Source organism: Mesorhizobium sp. WSM4904 (assembly GCF_029674545.1).
Taxonomy (GTDB): Bacteria; Pseudomonadota; Alphaproteobacteria; order Rhizobiales; family Rhizobiaceae; genus Mesorhizobium.
Window position 1 is genome coordinate 2,780,121 of sequence record NZ_CP121354.1, and the last position, 16,755, is coordinate 2,796,875.

The following is a 16,755-nucleotide window of genomic DNA, read 5'->3' on the forward strand; positions in this document are numbered from 1 at the left end:
TAAGCGGTCGTGCCTACCACTTCACCTTGAAGCCGACCGTGCCGCCAAAAGCGTGGCTGTCGCCGAAATCCTCCATGCTGGTGCGTGCCAGCAGCTCGCCGTGGACGGAGTAGCGGTCGTCGGCCCAGCTCAGCGAGCCGCCGACGCCTAGCCCACCCCAGAGCGGCTGCGCCTTGCTGACAAGCTTGGTGCCTGAGACGTCGACATCGTAGCCGTCGAGGAAGTCGTAATAGAGGTTGGCGACGCCATAGACATGCGAGCGACTCGACTGGCCCGCCTTGTCCTTCCATTCGCCCTCGTAGTCGGCCGACAGGCCGAGGCGACCGACCAGGCTGTCGCTGCCATCGTTGGAGACGAGGGCGCCATAGGGATCGGTGAAGCTGTCGAAATCGACCGAGGAATAGCTGAGCTGCGCTTGCGGCGTCAGCGACCAGTTGCCCTGGACGGCGATCTTCTGCCCGGCCTCGATGCCGAGGCCATAGCCGAAGCCGTCGTTGCCCTTGGCGAGCGTCTTGCCCAGGGTCGAGGACGCAAGATCGCTGTCGAACCAGGTCAGCTCGGCCTGCGTGTCGACATAGAAGCCGCTCTTGCCGTACCAGGTCATCGTGCCGCCGAAGCCATATCCCGTCGCGTCGATCGAGCCGACACCGAAGACCGAGGAGACGTCCGACCTGGCCGTGCCGTAGTGGACGGTGACGCCGCCGATCAGGACACCGGCTTCGGTCTCGGAGAGCAAGGTGTCGAGACCCGCCTGCAGCCTCCAGAGGTCCGCGTCATAGTCGGCTCCAGTCGTGGTCGTGCCCGGATCGAACTCGCTATGCGCCGCTTCGATGCGTCCCCAGATCGGGCTGCCTTGTTCGACGCCGTTGCCCGCACCGGATCGCGTTCCGCCCCACGAGCGGTTGCCTACGCGTTGCTGCAGCGTGCCAAGCTGGGTAAAGCTCTGCAGCACGCCGGCATAGGTCTCGTAGATCGGCACGGCGGGCGAATAGAGCGGCGTCGGATCTACGGGAGGCGTCGGATCGTTGGGGCTGATCAGCGACGAGCGCAGATACCAGTCGCCGTCGGACGGCGTGCTGATGCCGTTCTTGTAGAGCCGGTAGGCATAGGCGCCGGCGACGACGGCCTGATCGCCCTCGAAGACATAGTTGCCGAGCAGGCTGAACGTGCCGGCCGAGATGCCGCCGACATCGACGATCTTGATGCCTTCGCTGGTCTGCGCGCCCGAGCCGCCGACTCCGATAACCTTGACATTGGTTGCTCCGGAAGTGTCGCCGGTGATGACCAGCCGGTCGGTAGAAGAGGCATCGCCGTCGAGCATCGCCTCGATCTCCAGCGTCCCGCCGGTTCCGATGTAGTTGCCGTCGATCGTCAGTGTGCCGATCGAGTTGCCCGGCGCGATCACACCGCCGGCCTGCAGAGTCGTGGCGCCGACCGTGCCGTTGCCGCCAAGCGCGCCGCCGCCCAGAATGGTGACGGCGGAGTTGGCCAGCGAGCCATTGACCGAAAGCTTGCCGGCTTCGACGGTGGTCGGGCCACCGAGGCCGCTGATGCCGGTGAGGTTGAGATTGCCCAGGCCCTTCTTGGTGAGCGAGCCGCTGCCGTCGATGGCGGCGGCAAAGGTGGCGTCGGTCGGCTGGTCGAAGACGAGCGATGCGTCGTTTAGGATGTCGCCAGTGCCGAAGCTCGTTGCTTGCCCGATCAGCGTACCGGCCGAGATCGCCGTGCCGCCGCTGTAGGTATTTGCGCCGGAAAGCACAAGCGCGCCGGAATCGGTCTTCACCAGACCGCCGCTTCCGGCGATATCCGCGGCGATTGTCGCCGTCACGCCGGCGTCGGTCTTGATCATCGTGGCGGCGGTGTTGGTGGTGAGCGTGCCGCCGTCGATCACATAGCCGTCGATCATGAACTGCATGCCGGTGAAGCCGACCGTACCGGCGGAATCGTCGACCGTAACGATGCCGGCCCGACCGGCGAACACCGCGAAATCCTGACCCCACGGCCCGTTGATCGCGCCGTCGGCTTCCGTCCAGTTGCGGTTCGTCGCATCCCACACGCCGTCACCGCCGTCGATCAAGCCGTTGTCATGCAGCCCTGCATTGCCGCCGTCCCAGAAGCTCAGAGTTGCTCCGGCCGTGGAGATCAGATTGACCTGTCCGTCGATTGCGGTCTGGATGAAGAGATCGCTCGCTGCGACGGGCGTGGTCCCGAACTGAAGGCCGTTGTCAGTCAATACACCGCCGTAGTTCATGAGCCGGTAGACGCCGGGGCCGAAGCCGCCGATATCCGTGATATTCAGCGTGCCGTCGAGGGTGAGATCACCGGTGACCTCGATCAGGTCGTTGACGCCGTTGCCGATCGTCCCGGCAATGCCGAGCTCGTAGTCGAGATTCGAGCCTGTGTTGAGCGTCAGCGAACCGACCGTGAGCGTGCCGGGGCTGTTGCCTGGCGCGACGGTGCCGTCCACCGTCACCGGCCCTGCAATCGTTCCCACTCCCGACAGGGTGCCGGAGCTGTTGACGCTGACTGCTGTATTTCCGAGCGAGCCGTTCACGCGCAGCCCGCCTGAGTCGACCGTCGTTGCGCCGGTATAGGTGTTCGTGCCCGAGAGCGTGAGCGTGCCGTTGCCGAGCTTCGCAAGAGAGCCGCCAGCGCCTGAGATCAAGCCGGAGAACGTGGTGCTGGCGTCGCTGCCGATCGTCAGCTTCCTGTCGCCGAGATTCACATTGCCGGCACCCGACAACGAGCCGATCGTCTCATCGTCGCTGTCTATGCCCGTAAAGATGGGGGAGAGAGGGGGCCGCACAAGCGACAGTGTGGCGCCGGCCGCCACGGTCACGGCCGAGGAGTCTGGAATGGAGTCGATGCCCGCGCCGACCGCAAAGAGCGTGCCGGCCAGGATTTGTGTCGCGCCCTGATAGCTGCTGTTGCCGGCCAGCACCTGGCGGTAGGCGCCGTTCTTGACGAAGCCGCCAGTTCCGGTGATGCCGCCGTAAAACAACGCAGTCGTGTTGGCGAAATTCGTGCTGGTCGTGAGGTTGCCGACGAGCTCCACGGTGCCGGCATCTCCCGAGAGCGTGCCGACGGTCTCGTTGTCGAGGACGCGGAACACACCGGCCTGGGCAATCACGGAAGACTGGTCGCCGATCGCGTTGCCGCCCTCGGCCTCGAGCGTCCCACCCAGAATTCGCGTGCCGCCGGTATAGCTGTTGTTGCCCGACAAAGTCAGTGTGCCGGCGCCGGTCTTGGTGAGAAGGCCGCTGCCGCTGATGCCGCCTGTCAGGCCAAGGTCGGAATCGGTCTGGAACGTGCCATTGCCAGTCAAGGTTACATTGCGGCCGCTGGTGAACGCGGACGTCGTCTGCAGCGTGCCCGTATTGAAGGTAAGCGCGCCGGAAGCAGCGCCGAGATTCTCGTTCGAGGAGACCTGGAGGATGCCGCCGAGTATGGCCGTGCCGCCGCTATAGGTGTTGGTGCCGGTCAGAACGGTCGTGCCGGTTCCGATCTGGCTCACCGTGCCGGTGCCGGAGATGATGCCGGAATATGCAAGCGTGTCGCTGCGTTTGAAAGCCAGCGTGCCGTTGTTGGTGACATCGCCGACGATCGAGCCGCTCGTGCCGCCATTGCCGAGCTGCAGCGTGCCCTGCTGAATATCCCAGTTGGTCGTGGCCGTGTTGTCAGCGGTCAGCGCCCAGGTGCCGCTACCGGTCTTCTCGAAGACGTCGAAGTTCCGGTATTGCCCGGTGTCACCGATCGAACCATCCAGGATCGAAATGCCTGTTCCGCTGAGCCGAAGGAGATCCGTGGTCGCCGTCGCGTTCGCCACCACGTTGCCGAAGATTTGCGAGCCGGTTTGCAACTCAAGGTGAATCGAGCCTGTGGTCGGCGTGACGCCGGAGGTCCATCCGATAGCTTCCGTTGCGCCGGTTCCGGCTCGAATTATTCCACTGTTGACGATGTCGATCGTCTCGGTTGCGGAGTTGGAGCGGATCGCAGCGGCCAGATTGCCGCCTTCGATCGTGCCGGTGTTGACGATCTGGCCGCTTCCATTGCGTACCAAAATGCCCACACCTGAGCTTAGTGCGTTGCCGGCACCGGACCCGCCGCGGATGGTCCCGTGATTGGTCACGGTAGAGTTGGTGCCGGTGCCGCCCAGGTCGATACCGACGCCGCCTCCGAATCCGCCAGTGTTGCTGCCGCCTTCAATGGTGCCGAAATTGGTCATCGACGAGTCGCGCCTGACCTGGGCGCCGGTTCCGCCGCCGCTGGCGGCGGCTGCGGTTGAGCCACCCGTGATGGTACCGCTGTTATTGAAGGTCGTAAGGCCGGTAAGGCTAAGGCCTACGCCGCCGGCGCCTCCACTGGAGGAGCCGCCAATGACCGTACCATTGTTGGTGATCGTGCTCGGAATGGTGCCGCCATTCTGATTGAAGCCTACGCCGGCGGTGCCCGCACTGGCCGCTCCCTGGAACGTCCCTGACAAGGTCAGCAGGTTGCCGTTCGTGGTCGTGACGCCGAAGTTGTTTCCGACGATGCCGGTGATGGTGAAGCCCTGCGTGTCGAGCGTGATGGGCTTGGTGGGGTTCGGCATATTTCCCGCGACGAAGCTCTGGGTCGCTACGATCGTCGCACTGGCGTCGCCGTCGGCGTTTGCCGCGGCCACGGCATTGTTCAACTCGGTCGCGTTGCTGACCACATAGGTCGCGGCCGAAGCCGTGGCCGGAAACCAGCAGGCGACCGCGATACCGCTTACCCCGGCCAGCAGTTTTCTTCCTCGAATGCGCCGAAGCGCGCGCCCGCTCGCTCTCATGGTGCCCCCGCTCGAAAAATATGCGCCCGCGCCGGATGCCCGCGATCTGAGGCGGCGCGCCGAACCAAACCGACAACAAGTTAACTTGGAGTTTGAGCCGTGTCTTGTAGTTGAATTGTCGGTACTGGATTTTTTCTTGGAGTTACTTCAAAGCAACATTAGTTTTTTAAAATATAAGATGGACAAAAATAAGCTTTCACTTAAATGTCGGTCATGCAGGGCCGGCAACATATACGGAAACGCCGAGGCGAGCATCTGTTTGCCTCAGGAACGAAGTCCAACCATGCGTCAAAGCCTAAGGGCAATTCCAGGAAAAGCGTGTAAGGGTTTTCCGCCCGGGATTGCATCCAAACAAAGGGATAGAGCGGCTCGCCGTTTCCGCGAAACGGTGGACCGCTCTGGACATCGGCCAATGCGCTGGCTAGCGCCGCGCGATCTGGCGGTGGCCGTCGGGCAGGCGGGTGGCGATCAGCTTGTCGATGCGGCGGCCGTCGAGGTCGACCACTTCGAAGCGCCAGCCTTGCGCGTCGACGCATTCGCCGGTGTTGGGGAGGTGGTGCAGATGCGACAGCACATAGCCGGCCACCGTCTCGTAGTCGCGGTTCTCCGGCAGGTCGATGCCCAGCACCTCGGCCATCTCGTCGGCCTGCATGTAACCTGCGAGCAGCCATGAGCCGTCCTCGCGCTTGACGGCGTTTTCTTCCTCGCCGGCATCGAGGTCCGAGCGGAAGACGCCGGTGATCGCTTCCAGGATGTCGGCCGGCGTGACGATGCCTTCGAAATGGCCGTATTCGTCGTGGACGAGCGCCATCGGCACATCCGATTCCTTCAGCTTCGCCAGCACGTCGAGCGCGTCGGCCTGATCGTGCACGATGGGTGCTGCGCGCACATGCTGGCGCGGCTCCAGCACCTTGCCGCCGAGGATCGCCGACAGCACGTCGCGTGTCTGGACGACACCGACCATGGCATCGACATTGCCGTCGCCGGCGGGCAGGCGCGAATGCTGGGTCTCCATCAGGAGCCGCCTGATCGCCGCCTCGTCGGATTGCAGGTTGATCCAGTCGACTTCGGTGCGCGGCGTCATCACGGCGCGCACGGCGCGATCGCCGAGGCGCATGACGCCGGCGATCATGCGCCGTTCGTCGGATTCGATCGTGCCGTGATGCTCGGCCTCGGCGACCAGCATCTTGATCTCCTCGTCGGTGACCTTCTCTTCCGCCTCGCCGTGCTGGCCGAGCAGCCACAGAACAGCGCGGCCGGAAATGTCGAGCAGGAAGACGAGCGGCGCCGATACCGTGGCCAGGATGGTCATGGCAGGCGCCGCCCTGACCGCCACACGCTCCGGATCCTTCAGCGCGATCTGCTTCGGCACGAGCTCGCCGACGATCAGCGAGGCGTAGGTGATGAGCGCGACGACGATGCCGACGCCGACGGGGTCGGCGATGTTCTCGCGGATGCCGGTCGAGACCAGATATTGCGCCAGTCGCTCGCCGAGCGTGGCGCCGGAAAAGGCGCCGGAGAGAACGCCGACCAGGGTGATGCCGATCTGCACCGACGACAGGAACTTGCCGGGGTTGGAGCCAAGCGCCAGCGCGCGGCCGGCGCCCCTGACGTTGCGGTCGATCATCGCCTTGAGGCGGGCCGGCCGCGACGAGACGATAGCGAGCTCCGACATGGCCAAAAGGCCGTTCACCAGGATGAGGACGGCCACGACGGCGATTTCAACATAAAGCATGCGCGTCAATAGCATTGCCGCGGTGCATTCGAAAATAGTCCGCCGTTATTTTTGAAGCATTACAATTGGAGGCATGACGGGCGAGCCGTTCAGGCATCCCAAGGCGGCGCCGAAAAATGGTCGACGAGCGCGTCGATGACGACCCGCACCTTTGGCGTCAGCGCCCGCGTCACCGGCCAGACCGCGTGCACGACGATGTTCTCGACCAGACAGTCGGACAGGACCATTTCAAGCTCGCCGCGCGCCAGGCTCTCAGCCGCCAGCCAGGTCGGCAGAAAGGTGATGCCGCAGCCGGCAAGGGCTGCATCGAGCATCGGTTCGCCGTGGCCAAGAACAAGCCTGGCCTTGGGGACAAAAGTCGTCAGATGGCCGTCGGTGCTCCTGATGGTCCAGGGACGAACGACACCCTCGCGCCCATAGCCGATGACGCTGTGGCGGGCGAGGTCGTCGATGGACTGCGGCCTGCCATATCTTTCAAGATAGGCGGGAGAGGCGCATATCGCCGAGCGCTGGGCATAGATGCGGCGTGCCGCCAATGACAGGCTGTCGTCGAGATCGCCCATGCGCACCGCAAGATCGATGCCTTCCTCGATCAGGTCGACGCGCCGGTCGTTGAAGGAAATCTCGATGACCAGTTCCGGGAATCTGCTCGAGATGCCGAACAGCAGGGGGGCGACGCATCTGCGGCCAAAGGCTAGCGGAACGTCAATGCGCAGCCTGCCCGACGGGACCTGCCGGCTTGACGCGAGCAGCGCCTGCCCGGCCTCGATTTCCGCCAGTGCCCGCACGCAGGCGTCATAATAGCTTGAGCCTTCACTGGTGGGGCTGAGGCTGCGGGTCGTGCGGTTGAGCAGGCGAACGCCGAGCCGCTGCTCCAGTTGCGCGACCGATTTGCCGATGGCCGACTTCGTCACATGCAGCCGTTTGCCGGCCCCGGTGAAGCTGCCGGCCTCAACCGCATGAACGAATGCGACTATGCCTTGCAGGTCGATCGAATCCATGATGCGCCCGTTGTAGAGTTTCCCTCTCCAATCTGTCGTCGAATATCCCGCATTGCGGCATTATTTTCTATAGTTGGATCGCATAGATGTCTGGCGCAGCCATCAATAAAGGAGCGCCCCACATGAGCACCGACGGCAACAGGTCCTGGCAGATGACGGGGTTCGGCCTGTCAAAACTGAACCCTGTGAGCGGCAGATTACCCGAGCCAGGCCCGCATGAGCTTCTGGTGCGCACCAAGGCCATCTCGCTGAACTACAAGGATAAGTTGATCGTGGACGGCATGCTGATCCCCGATCTTTCCTTCCCCTTCGTGCCGACATCGGACGCCGTGGGCGAGGTCGTTGCCGTCGGCAGCGCGGTCAGCCGATTCCAGGTCGGGCAGCGCGTGCTCGGCCAGGTGATCGCCGACTGGCCGGACGGCGATGCGCCGCCGGTGCTCCACAAGCACACGCTGGGCTCGTCGCTCTCGGGCATGCTTTCCGAGCATGTCGTCTTCGGCGAGGACACCGCGGTGCTCGCGCCGCCATCGCTCAGCGATGTCGAAGCGGCGACGCTGCCGATCGCGGCGCTGACGGCCTGGTTCGCCATGGCCGAAGCGACAAGGCCGGTGCCGGGCCAGACCGTGCTGATCCAGGGCACGGGCGGCGTCTCGCTGTTCGCGCTGCAGTTCGCCGCGGCGTTCGGCCTGCGTGCCATCGTCACGTCGAGCAGCGACGAGAAGCTCGAGCGCGCCAAGGATCTCGGCGCCTGGCAGGTGATCAACTATCGCTCGCAGCCGGCTTGGGACGAGGCAGCCCGCGATCTGACGGACGGGCTGGGCGTCAACCATATCCTGGAAATGGTCGGCGGCGACAATGCCAGGCGGTCGCTCAATGCGCTTGCCGCCGATGGCCGGCTGTCGATCATCGGCCTGCTTGGCGCCATGGAGATCAGCTTTCCGGTCCTGCCGTTCATGCGCAACCGCATCGTCATGCAAGGCATTTCCATCGGCCACCGCCGCAGTTTCGAGCGCATGAACCAGGCTATCGAGGCGCTTGGCATCAAGCCCGTCATCGACAAGGTCTATGGCTTCGACGATGTGCCGGAGGCTTTCGGGCATCTGGAGAAAGGGCCGTTCGGCAAGATCGTCATCGCCATGACCTGACTTGCCGCGCTGTCACGGCAGAGTCTTCAGGACGCCGACTAGCGCGAGGCCGTCGGTGAAATACGGATCGCCGCCGCCATTCCTGCCGTCCCGCGTGGCACCGATCGCCGGTACCTCGCTGGTCGAGGTCAGCAGACCCGCCGCCTTGAGATCGCCGATCAGGAAGTTGCGCTCGGCGTCGATGTCCGGGCCGATATGGTGGGTGATGGCGCCAGTGTCGTGGCTGAGGCCGACGCCGCGGTCGAAGCTGGCGGCCCCCAGCCAGAGCGGGCGGCCGTCGTCGCCGGCCGTGTTGGTCTGCCAAAAGCGGACATGGTGGCGCCTGTCGGCGCTGTCGCCGACCGGCTTCTCGAAGGCGAGATCCTGGGCGCGGCCTTCGAACAGCAGGCGGCTCACCGGGGCATCGGGATAGGGCCGGGAGAACAAGACACTTTCCCCGATGTCGATCGCCGTCCTCAGTGTGATGGCATCGGCCGTATCCCAGCCGGCGACGGCAAAGGCGTGGACCACCTCTTTTTCGGTCCCGACAAGTCCGACATTGATCGGATCGCCCGGAATCCCTTGCGGCGTATGCGTCACCATCTCGAAGCGCTGCGTGCGGAAGCCGCGCTCCCGCCAGGTCCAGAATTCCGGCGCGGCGAGATAGGCAAAGGCCAGATAGAAGGCGCAGAAAGCCGCCAGCCAGATCGCCGCGCGCCGCCTAAGACTTCGCTCACTCACGAGAAACCGCTCCCGAGCCCGTTCGCGGCCACTCTATGCCGCGCCGATCGGATTGGGCAGGGGAATGCTAACTATTTGTTTTTACGCAATTCCGGACGGAAGGCTACGGCGAAGTCGCCGAGCCTAACCGCTGCGCAGTTTTCCTGGAATTGCTCTAGCGGCAGGCGCGATAACCGTTCCTGCGGTTCTTGACGTCGAAATGGAAATGGTTGCGGTGGTCGTAATTGTAACCCGGACCGAGCACCGTGTTGAAATACTGGCAGCCGTCGGCGCGCACATTGTTCAGGAAGCCGCGGGTGCGGAAGGCGAACAGGCCGGGCTTGCGGACGTCGATGTCGTCGCCATTGTTGAGCTCGATGCTCATGACGTCGAGGGCGTTGCCCTTGCCGTGCTCGGACAAGACACCTTCGCCGGCGATGTTGCGGCAGGAATAGCTCGAGCCCTGGTGGATCGCCCTGACGCCGGAGAAATAGCGCCAGCGGGCGGCCGGCACCAGCTCGTTCCGGGTCCAGGCCGCGAAGGTCGCGGCCATGTTGCAGGTCAGCGTGGCGGCCGGCTTCATCTCGACGCTGCCGATGGCCGAGACTTTCACCGGGAAGTCGATGCCGCACTGGCCTTCGTGGATCGGCTGGATATCGGTGTAGACGACGCCCATGCGCTTCAATTCGTTGCGGCAGTCGATCTCGCTGGCCGGCATCTGCTCGACCGGCGACATCGGCTCATCCATGCGCGGATAGGCGGCCTGGGTCATATAGGGGTTGGATGGGACAAGCCTCTGCATGCCGGAATATTGCGGCGCCTCGGGCACAGCGGCGGTCTGGCCACCGACGTCGACAGCCGGCTGCAGCGAGAAGACATCGCCGGTGGTGCAGGCGGATATCGCAGCGATGGCAAGCCCGGTGGCCAACCTGACGACGACGCGCGCACAATTGTTCTGTCGCGCCCTGGCAAGCATGGCGCCAAGTCTTCCGGCCATCGAAAGGTTTCCTGTCCCCGGATGGCACAAGTCTAGTCGGCAAGAGTAAAGGAAAGATCAGCGCCCGTATTCACGCCTGGGGCCGAATTGCGGCATCTGTTCTTATCGGCAGAACGTCCCTTATTGGCAGAACGTCCCGCCGTGGCGGCGCGGCTCGAGGTCGAAGTGGAAGTGCAGCGCGTGGTCGGGATCGCTGCCCGGGCCGAGCACCGTCTTGAACGGCCCGCAGGCAGCCTTGCGCACCGTGTTCAGGAAATTTGCATCCTTTTCGGGCGGCACCGGGCCGATCTCGATCTTCCTGCCATCCGACAGGGTGAAGGAAGCGATGTCCAGCGCATTGCCGAAGGCGTGCTCCGACAGCTTTTCGCCGCCGTGGCGCGGACGGCAGACGAAGGCGGAAGCCTGTGTGATCGATTTGAGATCGGCACCGAATTCGGCCTTCGCCGCCGGCTGGATGACATCGGCGGCAAAGTGCGCGGCAGCCTCGGCCATCCGGCAATTGAGCTCGGCGCCGGAACCGATGCCGATCGATTTTCCAAGCGTTTTCAGAACGATGGGGTAGGGGATCGAGCAGCCGATTGCAGCATCGTGCTCGGCCTTGTGCTCCTCGAATTCGACGCCGAGCGTCTTGAGGCGCTCACGGCAGGCAACTTCCTCGGCCGGCATCTTGTCGGCGGGACGATCGGCCGAGCGCGGATCGGGCAGCGGTTTGTTGTCGCCGGTACCAGCCGGTTTTTCAGGTGGCTTCGGCGCGACGGCGGGCGGCTCGACCTCCGGTTCCGCGATGTCGGGCCTTGGTGTCGGAATCGGCACCGCGCCCGGCGCCTCAGGTTCGTTGTTCATGTCGGTTGACGGCTTCGGTGCCGAAGGCTCGGGGCGCTGCCGCCTTCCCTGACGAGACTTCTCCTGATTGAACCGGTCGGATGCGTCGGCGTTTCGCGCTTCCGCGGGACGCGGCTCCGGCACCGGAACGTCGGCGGGCAAGGTCGGCTGGTCCTGCGTTTGTCGTTGCGTCAGCTTTGGCTCTATATGCCGCTTCGCTCGCGATCTCACGCGGTGCTTGCTCCTCGGCCTCAGGGGCCGATCGGCCCGCTGCGTCAATGGCTGCTCCATACGCGGTGTCAGCGGCTGCCTGTGGCGATGCTTGGCATCGGCCGGCGTGATCAGCAAGGTCGCCGCCGCCAAAGGCAGCGCCAGTCTGCAAAATCTCGAAAAGCTCAGCGTTGCCATCGGCCGGAAACGGCGCCGGCATGGTTAAGTTGCCTTGGCGGCGGCGGCGTTGCGATCAAAATCGGTTACCGGCCCGTTACGCGCCGATCGCCTCCAGGCCTTCCTCCAGCCAGTCGGCGAGTTGCGGCAGGCCAAGCAGGTATTTTGCAGTGCGCTTGTTGGCGCGCTCGCGCGCCGCGGCCACCGCGTCGATCCATTCGGAGGCATCGTAGTCGCCACGACCGATCCAGGCCAATGCCACCAGCTCTGCCGCTTCATCGACGTTGAGGTCGTTGATCAGCTCGCGGAATTCCTCTTCGGTGAGGTCTTCCGAAGCTTCCTCGACGAGGCCGTCGTGATGGTGGCTGTCGTGCGTGCCGCCGTCGAACTCGACCTCATGCTCGGCGCCGTCGTCGTAATCTTCGTTGACGGCGGCGCTCAGCGCCTTGGCCTTGAGGATGAACAGGCGCACCGTATCCGGATCGATTGAAAGCTCCCATTCCTTCTCGAGGCGTTGCTGCACGGGCCTTTCTCCCACGTAAGCGCTTAGCTGATGATAGCGGATTTGCGGCCCGCGTCACGTCAGTTCGCAAGGAGCGGGAGGCGCGCTCGGAAAGTCCAGTTGGCAGCCGTCAGCTTTTCGGGATGAAACCCTATCGAAGCGGCGTTAGTCTGGCATTGTCACGCTCACGGAGGCTTAAATGCGCAGACGTTTGCTTATTCAGGTCATGGCTGTTGGTGCCCTGCCGCTGTTCGCGGCGCCTGCTTTCACCGCTGGTGAAGGTGGTAGTGCTGGTTCTAGCGGCGGCCAGACAACCACCCAGTGCAAGAAAGGCGAGGTCTGGGACAAGAAGAAGAAGAAATGTATTGTGCCGCAATATGGCATGCTGGATGACGACAGCATCTACGAGGCTGGCCACGATCTGGCGATGGCCGGACGCTATGACGAAGCGATCTCCGTGCTGACTTTAGCCGCCAACAAGCAGGATCCGCGCATTCTCAACTATCTCGGCTATTCGCATCGCCATTCCGGCCGCGTGACCGTCGGCCTCGGCTATTACGAGGAAGCGCTGCGCATCGACCCGAACTACACGCTGGTGCGCGAATATCTCGGTGAGGCGCATCTGCAGATCGGCGATCTTGCCGGCGCGCAGCAGCAGTTGATGGAGATCGAGAAGCGGACCGGCAAAGGCTCGCGCGAATACGGCATGCTGTCCGAGCAGATCGATCATTTCCTGAGGAGCTGATTCGACCACCGGCTTCCCCAAACCGGCCGTGCGCAATCACGGCCGGTTTTTTTTCCGCCTGCCGCATTTCGCGGCCGGACCGTTTCGCGAAAGCGGTGGTGAATTTGCCAAACTTCATTTTTGGGCGTGAAAATCACACGAAGATCGCTATATTCAGGGAAATTGTGGTGAAACGGTTCCGTTAGCCCGAGGCTGCCGGACCGTTTTCTTTTTGTACCCATCGACAAGGCCGCTCCCGATAAGCGGGGGCGGTGGCAGGAAAGGTCAGGCATATGAACAAGGTCCCGATGACAGGCGAGGGGTTCGCGTCATTGAAGGAAGAACTGCGCTGGCGCCAGCAGGAAGAGCGTCCACGCATCATCGAGGCGATTTCCGAAGCGCGCTCGCATGGCGACCTGTCCGAAAATGCCGAGTACCACGCCGCGAAAGAGGCTCAGAGCCACAATGAGGGCCGCGTCAACGAGCTCGAGGACCTGATCGCGCGGGCCGAGGTCATCGACGTCTCGAAGCTCAGCGGCGACAAGGTGAAGTTCGGCGCCACCGTCGTGCTGGTCGACGAAGACACCGAGGAAAAGAAGACCTATCAGATCGTCGGCGACCAGGAAGCAGACGTGAAGTCCGGCCGCATCTCGATCTCCTCGCCGATCGCGCGCGCGCTCATCGGCAAGGAAGTCGGCGACGCCATCGAGGTCAATGCGCCCGGCGGCGCCCGGGGTTATGAGATCGTCCAGGTGCAGTTCATCTAGGGCCCCTACGCCGCTGCCTGGGACTTGAGCATAAGCAGCCGTTCAGCCTCCTCCACCACCTCCGTCGGCGTGACCTTGCCGCTGGCGGGCGCCAGCAAGGTCGACGAGAACGGCCCGCGCGGACCGGTCAGGCCCGGCTCCGTCGCCAGGAATATGGCGACGGTCGGCAGACCGAAGGCGCTGGCGAGATGGGTGAGGCCGGTGTCGGCGCCAATCACCAGCGTCGACCGGCCAAGGATCGCGGCGATTTCCGCGAGCGGCGATTTCGGGATCAGCACCGCTCCCGGAACGGCACCGGCGATGGCTTCGGCAACGCGCTTTTCAGCTTCGTTCGACCAGGTGACGACAGGCGTGAATTGCCTGGCAACCAATTGGCGCGCGGCCTCGATCCAGTCCTCGACCGGCCATTTCTTGTCCTCGCGGCTGGTGCCGTGCAGCAGGAAGGCTGTTTTCCCCTCGACCCCGGTAAGCCCGCCTGCCGGCGGCACAATGCCGGAGGCTAGCGTCGAAAGATCCGGCTGATAACCCAGTACCAGGCCGAACAGGCGCCTGGTGCGCTCGATAGCGTGCAGGTCGCGCGGCACTGCGTATTTGCGCTGATAGAACAGCGTCGCCGAGGGCTCGCGGGCGCTGGAGCGGTCGAAGCCGGCGATCGGCGCGCCGGCCTGCCTGGCGACCATGGCCGATTTCAACAGCCCCTGGGCGTCGAGAACCAGGTCATAGTGGGCGGTTCGCAGAGCGTGGCGCAGGCCGGCCATCTCGCGCCATGTGCCGCCGTCGAACGGCTTCCTGCGCCAGCGTCGGATCGCCACCTTATGGATGGATTTTATCGCCGGATGCAAGGCGACGATGCCGGCGAAGGCCTCTTCCACGCACCAGTCTAAACTTATGTCCGGGCGATTGCGGAGTGCATCCTCGACAGCCGGGAACGTATGGATGACATCGCCCATCGACGATGTCTTGACTATCAGCACCTTCATGCGGCTGCCGGAACCTTGAGCAACCGGTCGGCCGCGGCCGCGACCCGCGCGACGTCGAGCGTCTTGAGGCAGTTGAGATGGCCGAGCGGGCAGACCTTGCTGTGGCAGGGCGAGCAGGAAAGCTGGAGCCAGATCAGCTCCGAGCGATCGGTCAGCGGCGGCGTGTTCTCGGGCGAGGTCGAGCCGTAGACGGCGACGATCGGCGTGCCGACGGCGGCCGCGACATGCATCAGCCCGCTGTCGTTCGACACGGCAAGCTTGGCCGCGGCGACCAGGTCGATGGCGTCCTCGAGCTTCGTCCTGCCGGCAAGGTCGATGGCGCCCGGCGCGAGCCTCGCGATCTCGCCGGTGACTTCGGCGTCGTTCTTCGAGCCGAGCAGGGCGACGCCCAAACCCTTTGCCATCATGCCTCGGGCGAGCTCGGCATAGTGTTCGCTCGGCCAGCGTTTCGCCGGGCCGAACTCGGCGCCCGGCATCAAGGCGACGAACTGCTTGGCGTCGAGCCCGAACCGCGCCAGCAGATCGGCCTGGTTGGCCGTATCGACCGTGAGTTTCGGCGCGCGGAACGTGCCGCCGCGCGCCAAGCCGAAATAGGCTCGCGCCGTGCGCCGCTTGAGGGTGTCGGGCAGCGGAACGATGTCCGTCAGCAGCCCGTAGCGCATTTCGCGCAAATAGCCGACGCGGCGTGGAATGCGGGCAAAGAACGGGATCAGCGCCGATTTCCAGCTCCCCGGCAGCACATAGGCCATGTCGTAGCGGCCTCGCAGCAGGCGGCCGAAGCGCCTGCGGCTGCGGAATTCGAGCGCACCTGGCATCAGCGGGAAATCGATCTGGCAGCGAATTTCCGGCATGCGCTTGACCAGGGGCGCTGCCCAGGCAGGCGCCAGCACGTCGATGGCGGCGTTCGGATGCTTTTCCTTCAGTGCCGCGAACAGGCACTGGGCCATGACCATGTCGCCTACCCAGCGTGGGCCGATCACGAGGATCGTTGGGCTTTCAGCCATTGGACATAGTCCCTGACGCCGGTTTCGACGGTGCGGAATTGGCCATTGTAGCCGGCCGCGCGCAAGCGGGACATATCCGCCTGCGTAAAACTCTGGTAGCTGCCCTTGAGATGATCAGGGAAGGGGATGAACTCGATCTCACCCTTGCCGAGCGTGTCGATCACCGTCTCGGCAATGGCCCGGAACGGCTGGGCGCGGCCGGTGCCGCAGTTGAAGATGCCGCTCAGGCCCCGTTTCCAAAGCCACAGATTGACGTCGGCGACATCGCCGACATGGATGAAGTCGCGACTCTGCTCGCCCGGGCCGAAGCCGTCATAGGCGCCGAACAGTTTCGGGTTCTGGCCTTGCTCGACCTGGTTGAACAGATGGAGGGCAACCGATGCCATGGCGCCCTTATGCGCCTCGCGCGGCCCGTAGACGTTGAAGTAGCGCAGGCCCGTCACTTGCGAATGGTCGGCGTCGACATTGCGGCGGACGTAGTCGTCGAACAGCTTCTTCGAATACGCGTAGACGTTGAGCGGCCGCTCGAACTCGGGCTCCTCGCGGAACTCGCTGCCGCCGCCATAGACCGAAGCCGAGGAGGCGTAGAGAAAGGGCACGCGCAGGGCGAGGCAGGCGTGCAGCAGGCGCTTCGAATAGGCGTAGTTCACGTCCATCATGAACTTGCCGTTCCATTCGGTGGTGGTCGAACAGGCGCCCTGATGGAAAACGGCCTCGACGCGGCCGATCTCGCCATCCTCGAGCCGGACCAGAAACTCGTCCTTGTCGAGATAATCGGCAATGTGGAGGTCGGCCAGGTTGGCGATCTTGTGGCCGTCGGTCAGATCGTCGACGACCATGATGTCGTCGTGTCCGTCGGCGTTGAGCGCGGCGACGATGTTGGAGCCGATCATGCCGGCGCCGCCCGTGACGATGATCATGAAGGCCTCTGTTTGCGTTGCCGATTCCGGCTCTTATAGGGGAGGCGGGCGGGAGTGTCGATAAAGCACGTTCGCGGGCTAAGCCGGCGATGCTTGGCCATAGTCGCGCCGCAAAGCTCCCGCTTCACTCGCGCCCGTTCCGCCTGCCCGGTTCGCAGCCTGCCGTTGCGCTAGCCCCAATTGCGGTATATCGGCATCGCAAATACGATGGGCGCTGCAATTCCGGCGCTTCAAACCGACCAAATCCGCCCTCGGGGCGCCA

The 16,755-nt window shown here is 64.1% G+C and carries 13 protein-coding genes; 3 read left to right on the top strand and 10 right to left on the bottom strand.

Annotation, left to right across the window (positions count from 1 at the left end; genetic code table 11):
- Nucleotides 1–13 precede the first annotated feature (13 nt).
- The 3 genes from QAZ47_RS13290 to QAZ47_RS13300 form a co-directional block, all read right to left on the bottom strand.
- Nucleotides 14–4,810 carry an autotransporter outer membrane beta-barrel domain-containing protein gene (locus QAZ47_RS13290; protein WP_278233547.1) on the bottom strand — a complete coding sequence of 1,599 codons (4,797 nt, stop codon included), beginning with the start codon at nt 4,808–4,810 and terminating at the stop codon, nt 14–16.
- Nucleotides 4,811–5,231: 421 nt separating this feature from the next.
- Nucleotides 5,232–6,545, bottom strand: a complete 1,314-nt coding sequence (locus QAZ47_RS13295; RefSeq protein WP_278233548.1) for a hemolysin family protein — start codon at nt 6,543–6,545, stop codon at nt 5,232–5,234.
- An 89-nt stretch (nt 6,546–6,634) separates the two neighbouring features.
- Nucleotides 6,635–7,546: a LysR family transcriptional regulator gene (locus QAZ47_RS13300; RefSeq protein ID WP_278233549.1), complete on the bottom strand. Its 912-nt coding sequence runs from the start codon at nt 7,544–7,546 to the stop codon at nt 6,635–6,637.
- A 122-nt stretch (nt 7,547–7,668) separates the two neighbouring features.
- On the opposite strand from QAZ47_RS13300, the gene QAZ47_RS13305 reads away from it, so the two are divergent.
- Nucleotides 7,669–8,691, top strand: a complete 1,023-nt coding sequence (locus tag QAZ47_RS13305) for an NAD(P)-dependent alcohol dehydrogenase (protein WP_278233550.1) — start codon at nt 7,669–7,671, stop codon at nt 8,689–8,691.
- A gap of 12 nt (nt 8,692–8,703) precedes the next feature.
- Here QAZ47_RS13305 and QAZ47_RS13310 read toward each other — a convergent pair whose 3' ends face one another.
- The 4 genes from QAZ47_RS13310 to QAZ47_RS13325 form a co-directional block, all read right to left on the bottom strand.
- A complete protein-coding gene (locus QAZ47_RS13310) occupies nt 8,704–9,411 on the bottom strand; it encodes an LssY C-terminal domain-containing protein (RefSeq protein WP_278233551.1) in 708 nt (235 codons plus the stop codon).
- A gap of 154 nt (nt 9,412–9,565) precedes the next feature.
- Nucleotides 9,566–10,387, bottom strand: a complete 822-nt coding sequence (locus QAZ47_RS13315) for an extensin family protein (RefSeq protein WP_278233552.1) — start codon at nt 10,385–10,387, stop codon at nt 9,566–9,568.
- 120 nt (nt 10,388–10,507) lie between these two features.
- A complete protein-coding gene (locus QAZ47_RS13320; RefSeq protein ID WP_278233807.1) occupies nt 10,508–11,500 on the bottom strand; it encodes an extensin family protein in 993 nt (330 codons plus the stop codon).
- 193 nt (nt 11,501–11,693) lie between these two features.
- Nucleotides 11,694–12,119: a DUF3775 domain-containing protein gene (locus QAZ47_RS13325; protein WP_278207216.1), complete on the bottom strand. Its 426-nt coding sequence runs from the start codon at nt 12,117–12,119 to the stop codon at nt 11,694–11,696.
- A gap of 178 nt (nt 12,120–12,297) precedes the next feature.
- On the opposite strand from QAZ47_RS13325, the gene QAZ47_RS13330 reads away from it, so the two are divergent.
- Together QAZ47_RS13330 and greA are read left to right on the top strand one after the other, a co-directional pair.
- The gene (locus QAZ47_RS13330; RefSeq protein ID WP_278233553.1) at nt 12,298–12,843 is read left to right on the top strand and encodes a tetratricopeptide repeat protein; all 546 of its coding nucleotides are present in this window, start codon (nt 12,298–12,300) and stop codon (nt 12,841–12,843) included.
- Between the two features lie 272 nt (nt 12,844–13,115).
- A complete protein-coding gene (greA, locus tag QAZ47_RS13335; RefSeq protein ID WP_278074901.1) occupies nt 13,116–13,589 on the top strand; it encodes a transcription elongation factor GreA in 474 nt (157 codons plus the stop codon).
- 5 nt (nt 13,590–13,594) lie between these two features.
- Here the strand turns inward: greA and waaC are convergent, their stop codons facing one another.
- The 3 genes from waaC to rfaD are packed head-to-tail and all read right to left on the bottom strand — an operon-like array spanning nt 13,595 to nt 16,493.
- Entirely contained in the window at nt 13,595–14,569 is a 975-nt protein-coding gene (waaC, locus tag QAZ47_RS13340) for a lipopolysaccharide heptosyltransferase I (protein WP_278233554.1), read from the bottom strand.
- Entirely contained in the window at nt 14,566–15,573 is a 1,008-nt protein-coding gene (gene waaF / locus QAZ47_RS13345; protein WP_278233555.1) for a lipopolysaccharide heptosyltransferase II, read from the bottom strand. Before waaF ends, waaC begins: the two co-directional genes overlap by 4 nt.
- The gene (rfaD, locus tag QAZ47_RS13350) at nt 15,546–16,493 is read right to left on the bottom strand and encodes an ADP-glyceromanno-heptose 6-epimerase (protein ID WP_278233556.1); all 948 of its coding nucleotides are present in this window, start codon (nt 16,491–16,493) and stop codon (nt 15,546–15,548) included. Before rfaD ends, waaF begins: the two co-directional genes overlap by 28 nt.
- Between the last annotated feature and the right edge of the window lie 262 nt (nt 16,494–16,755).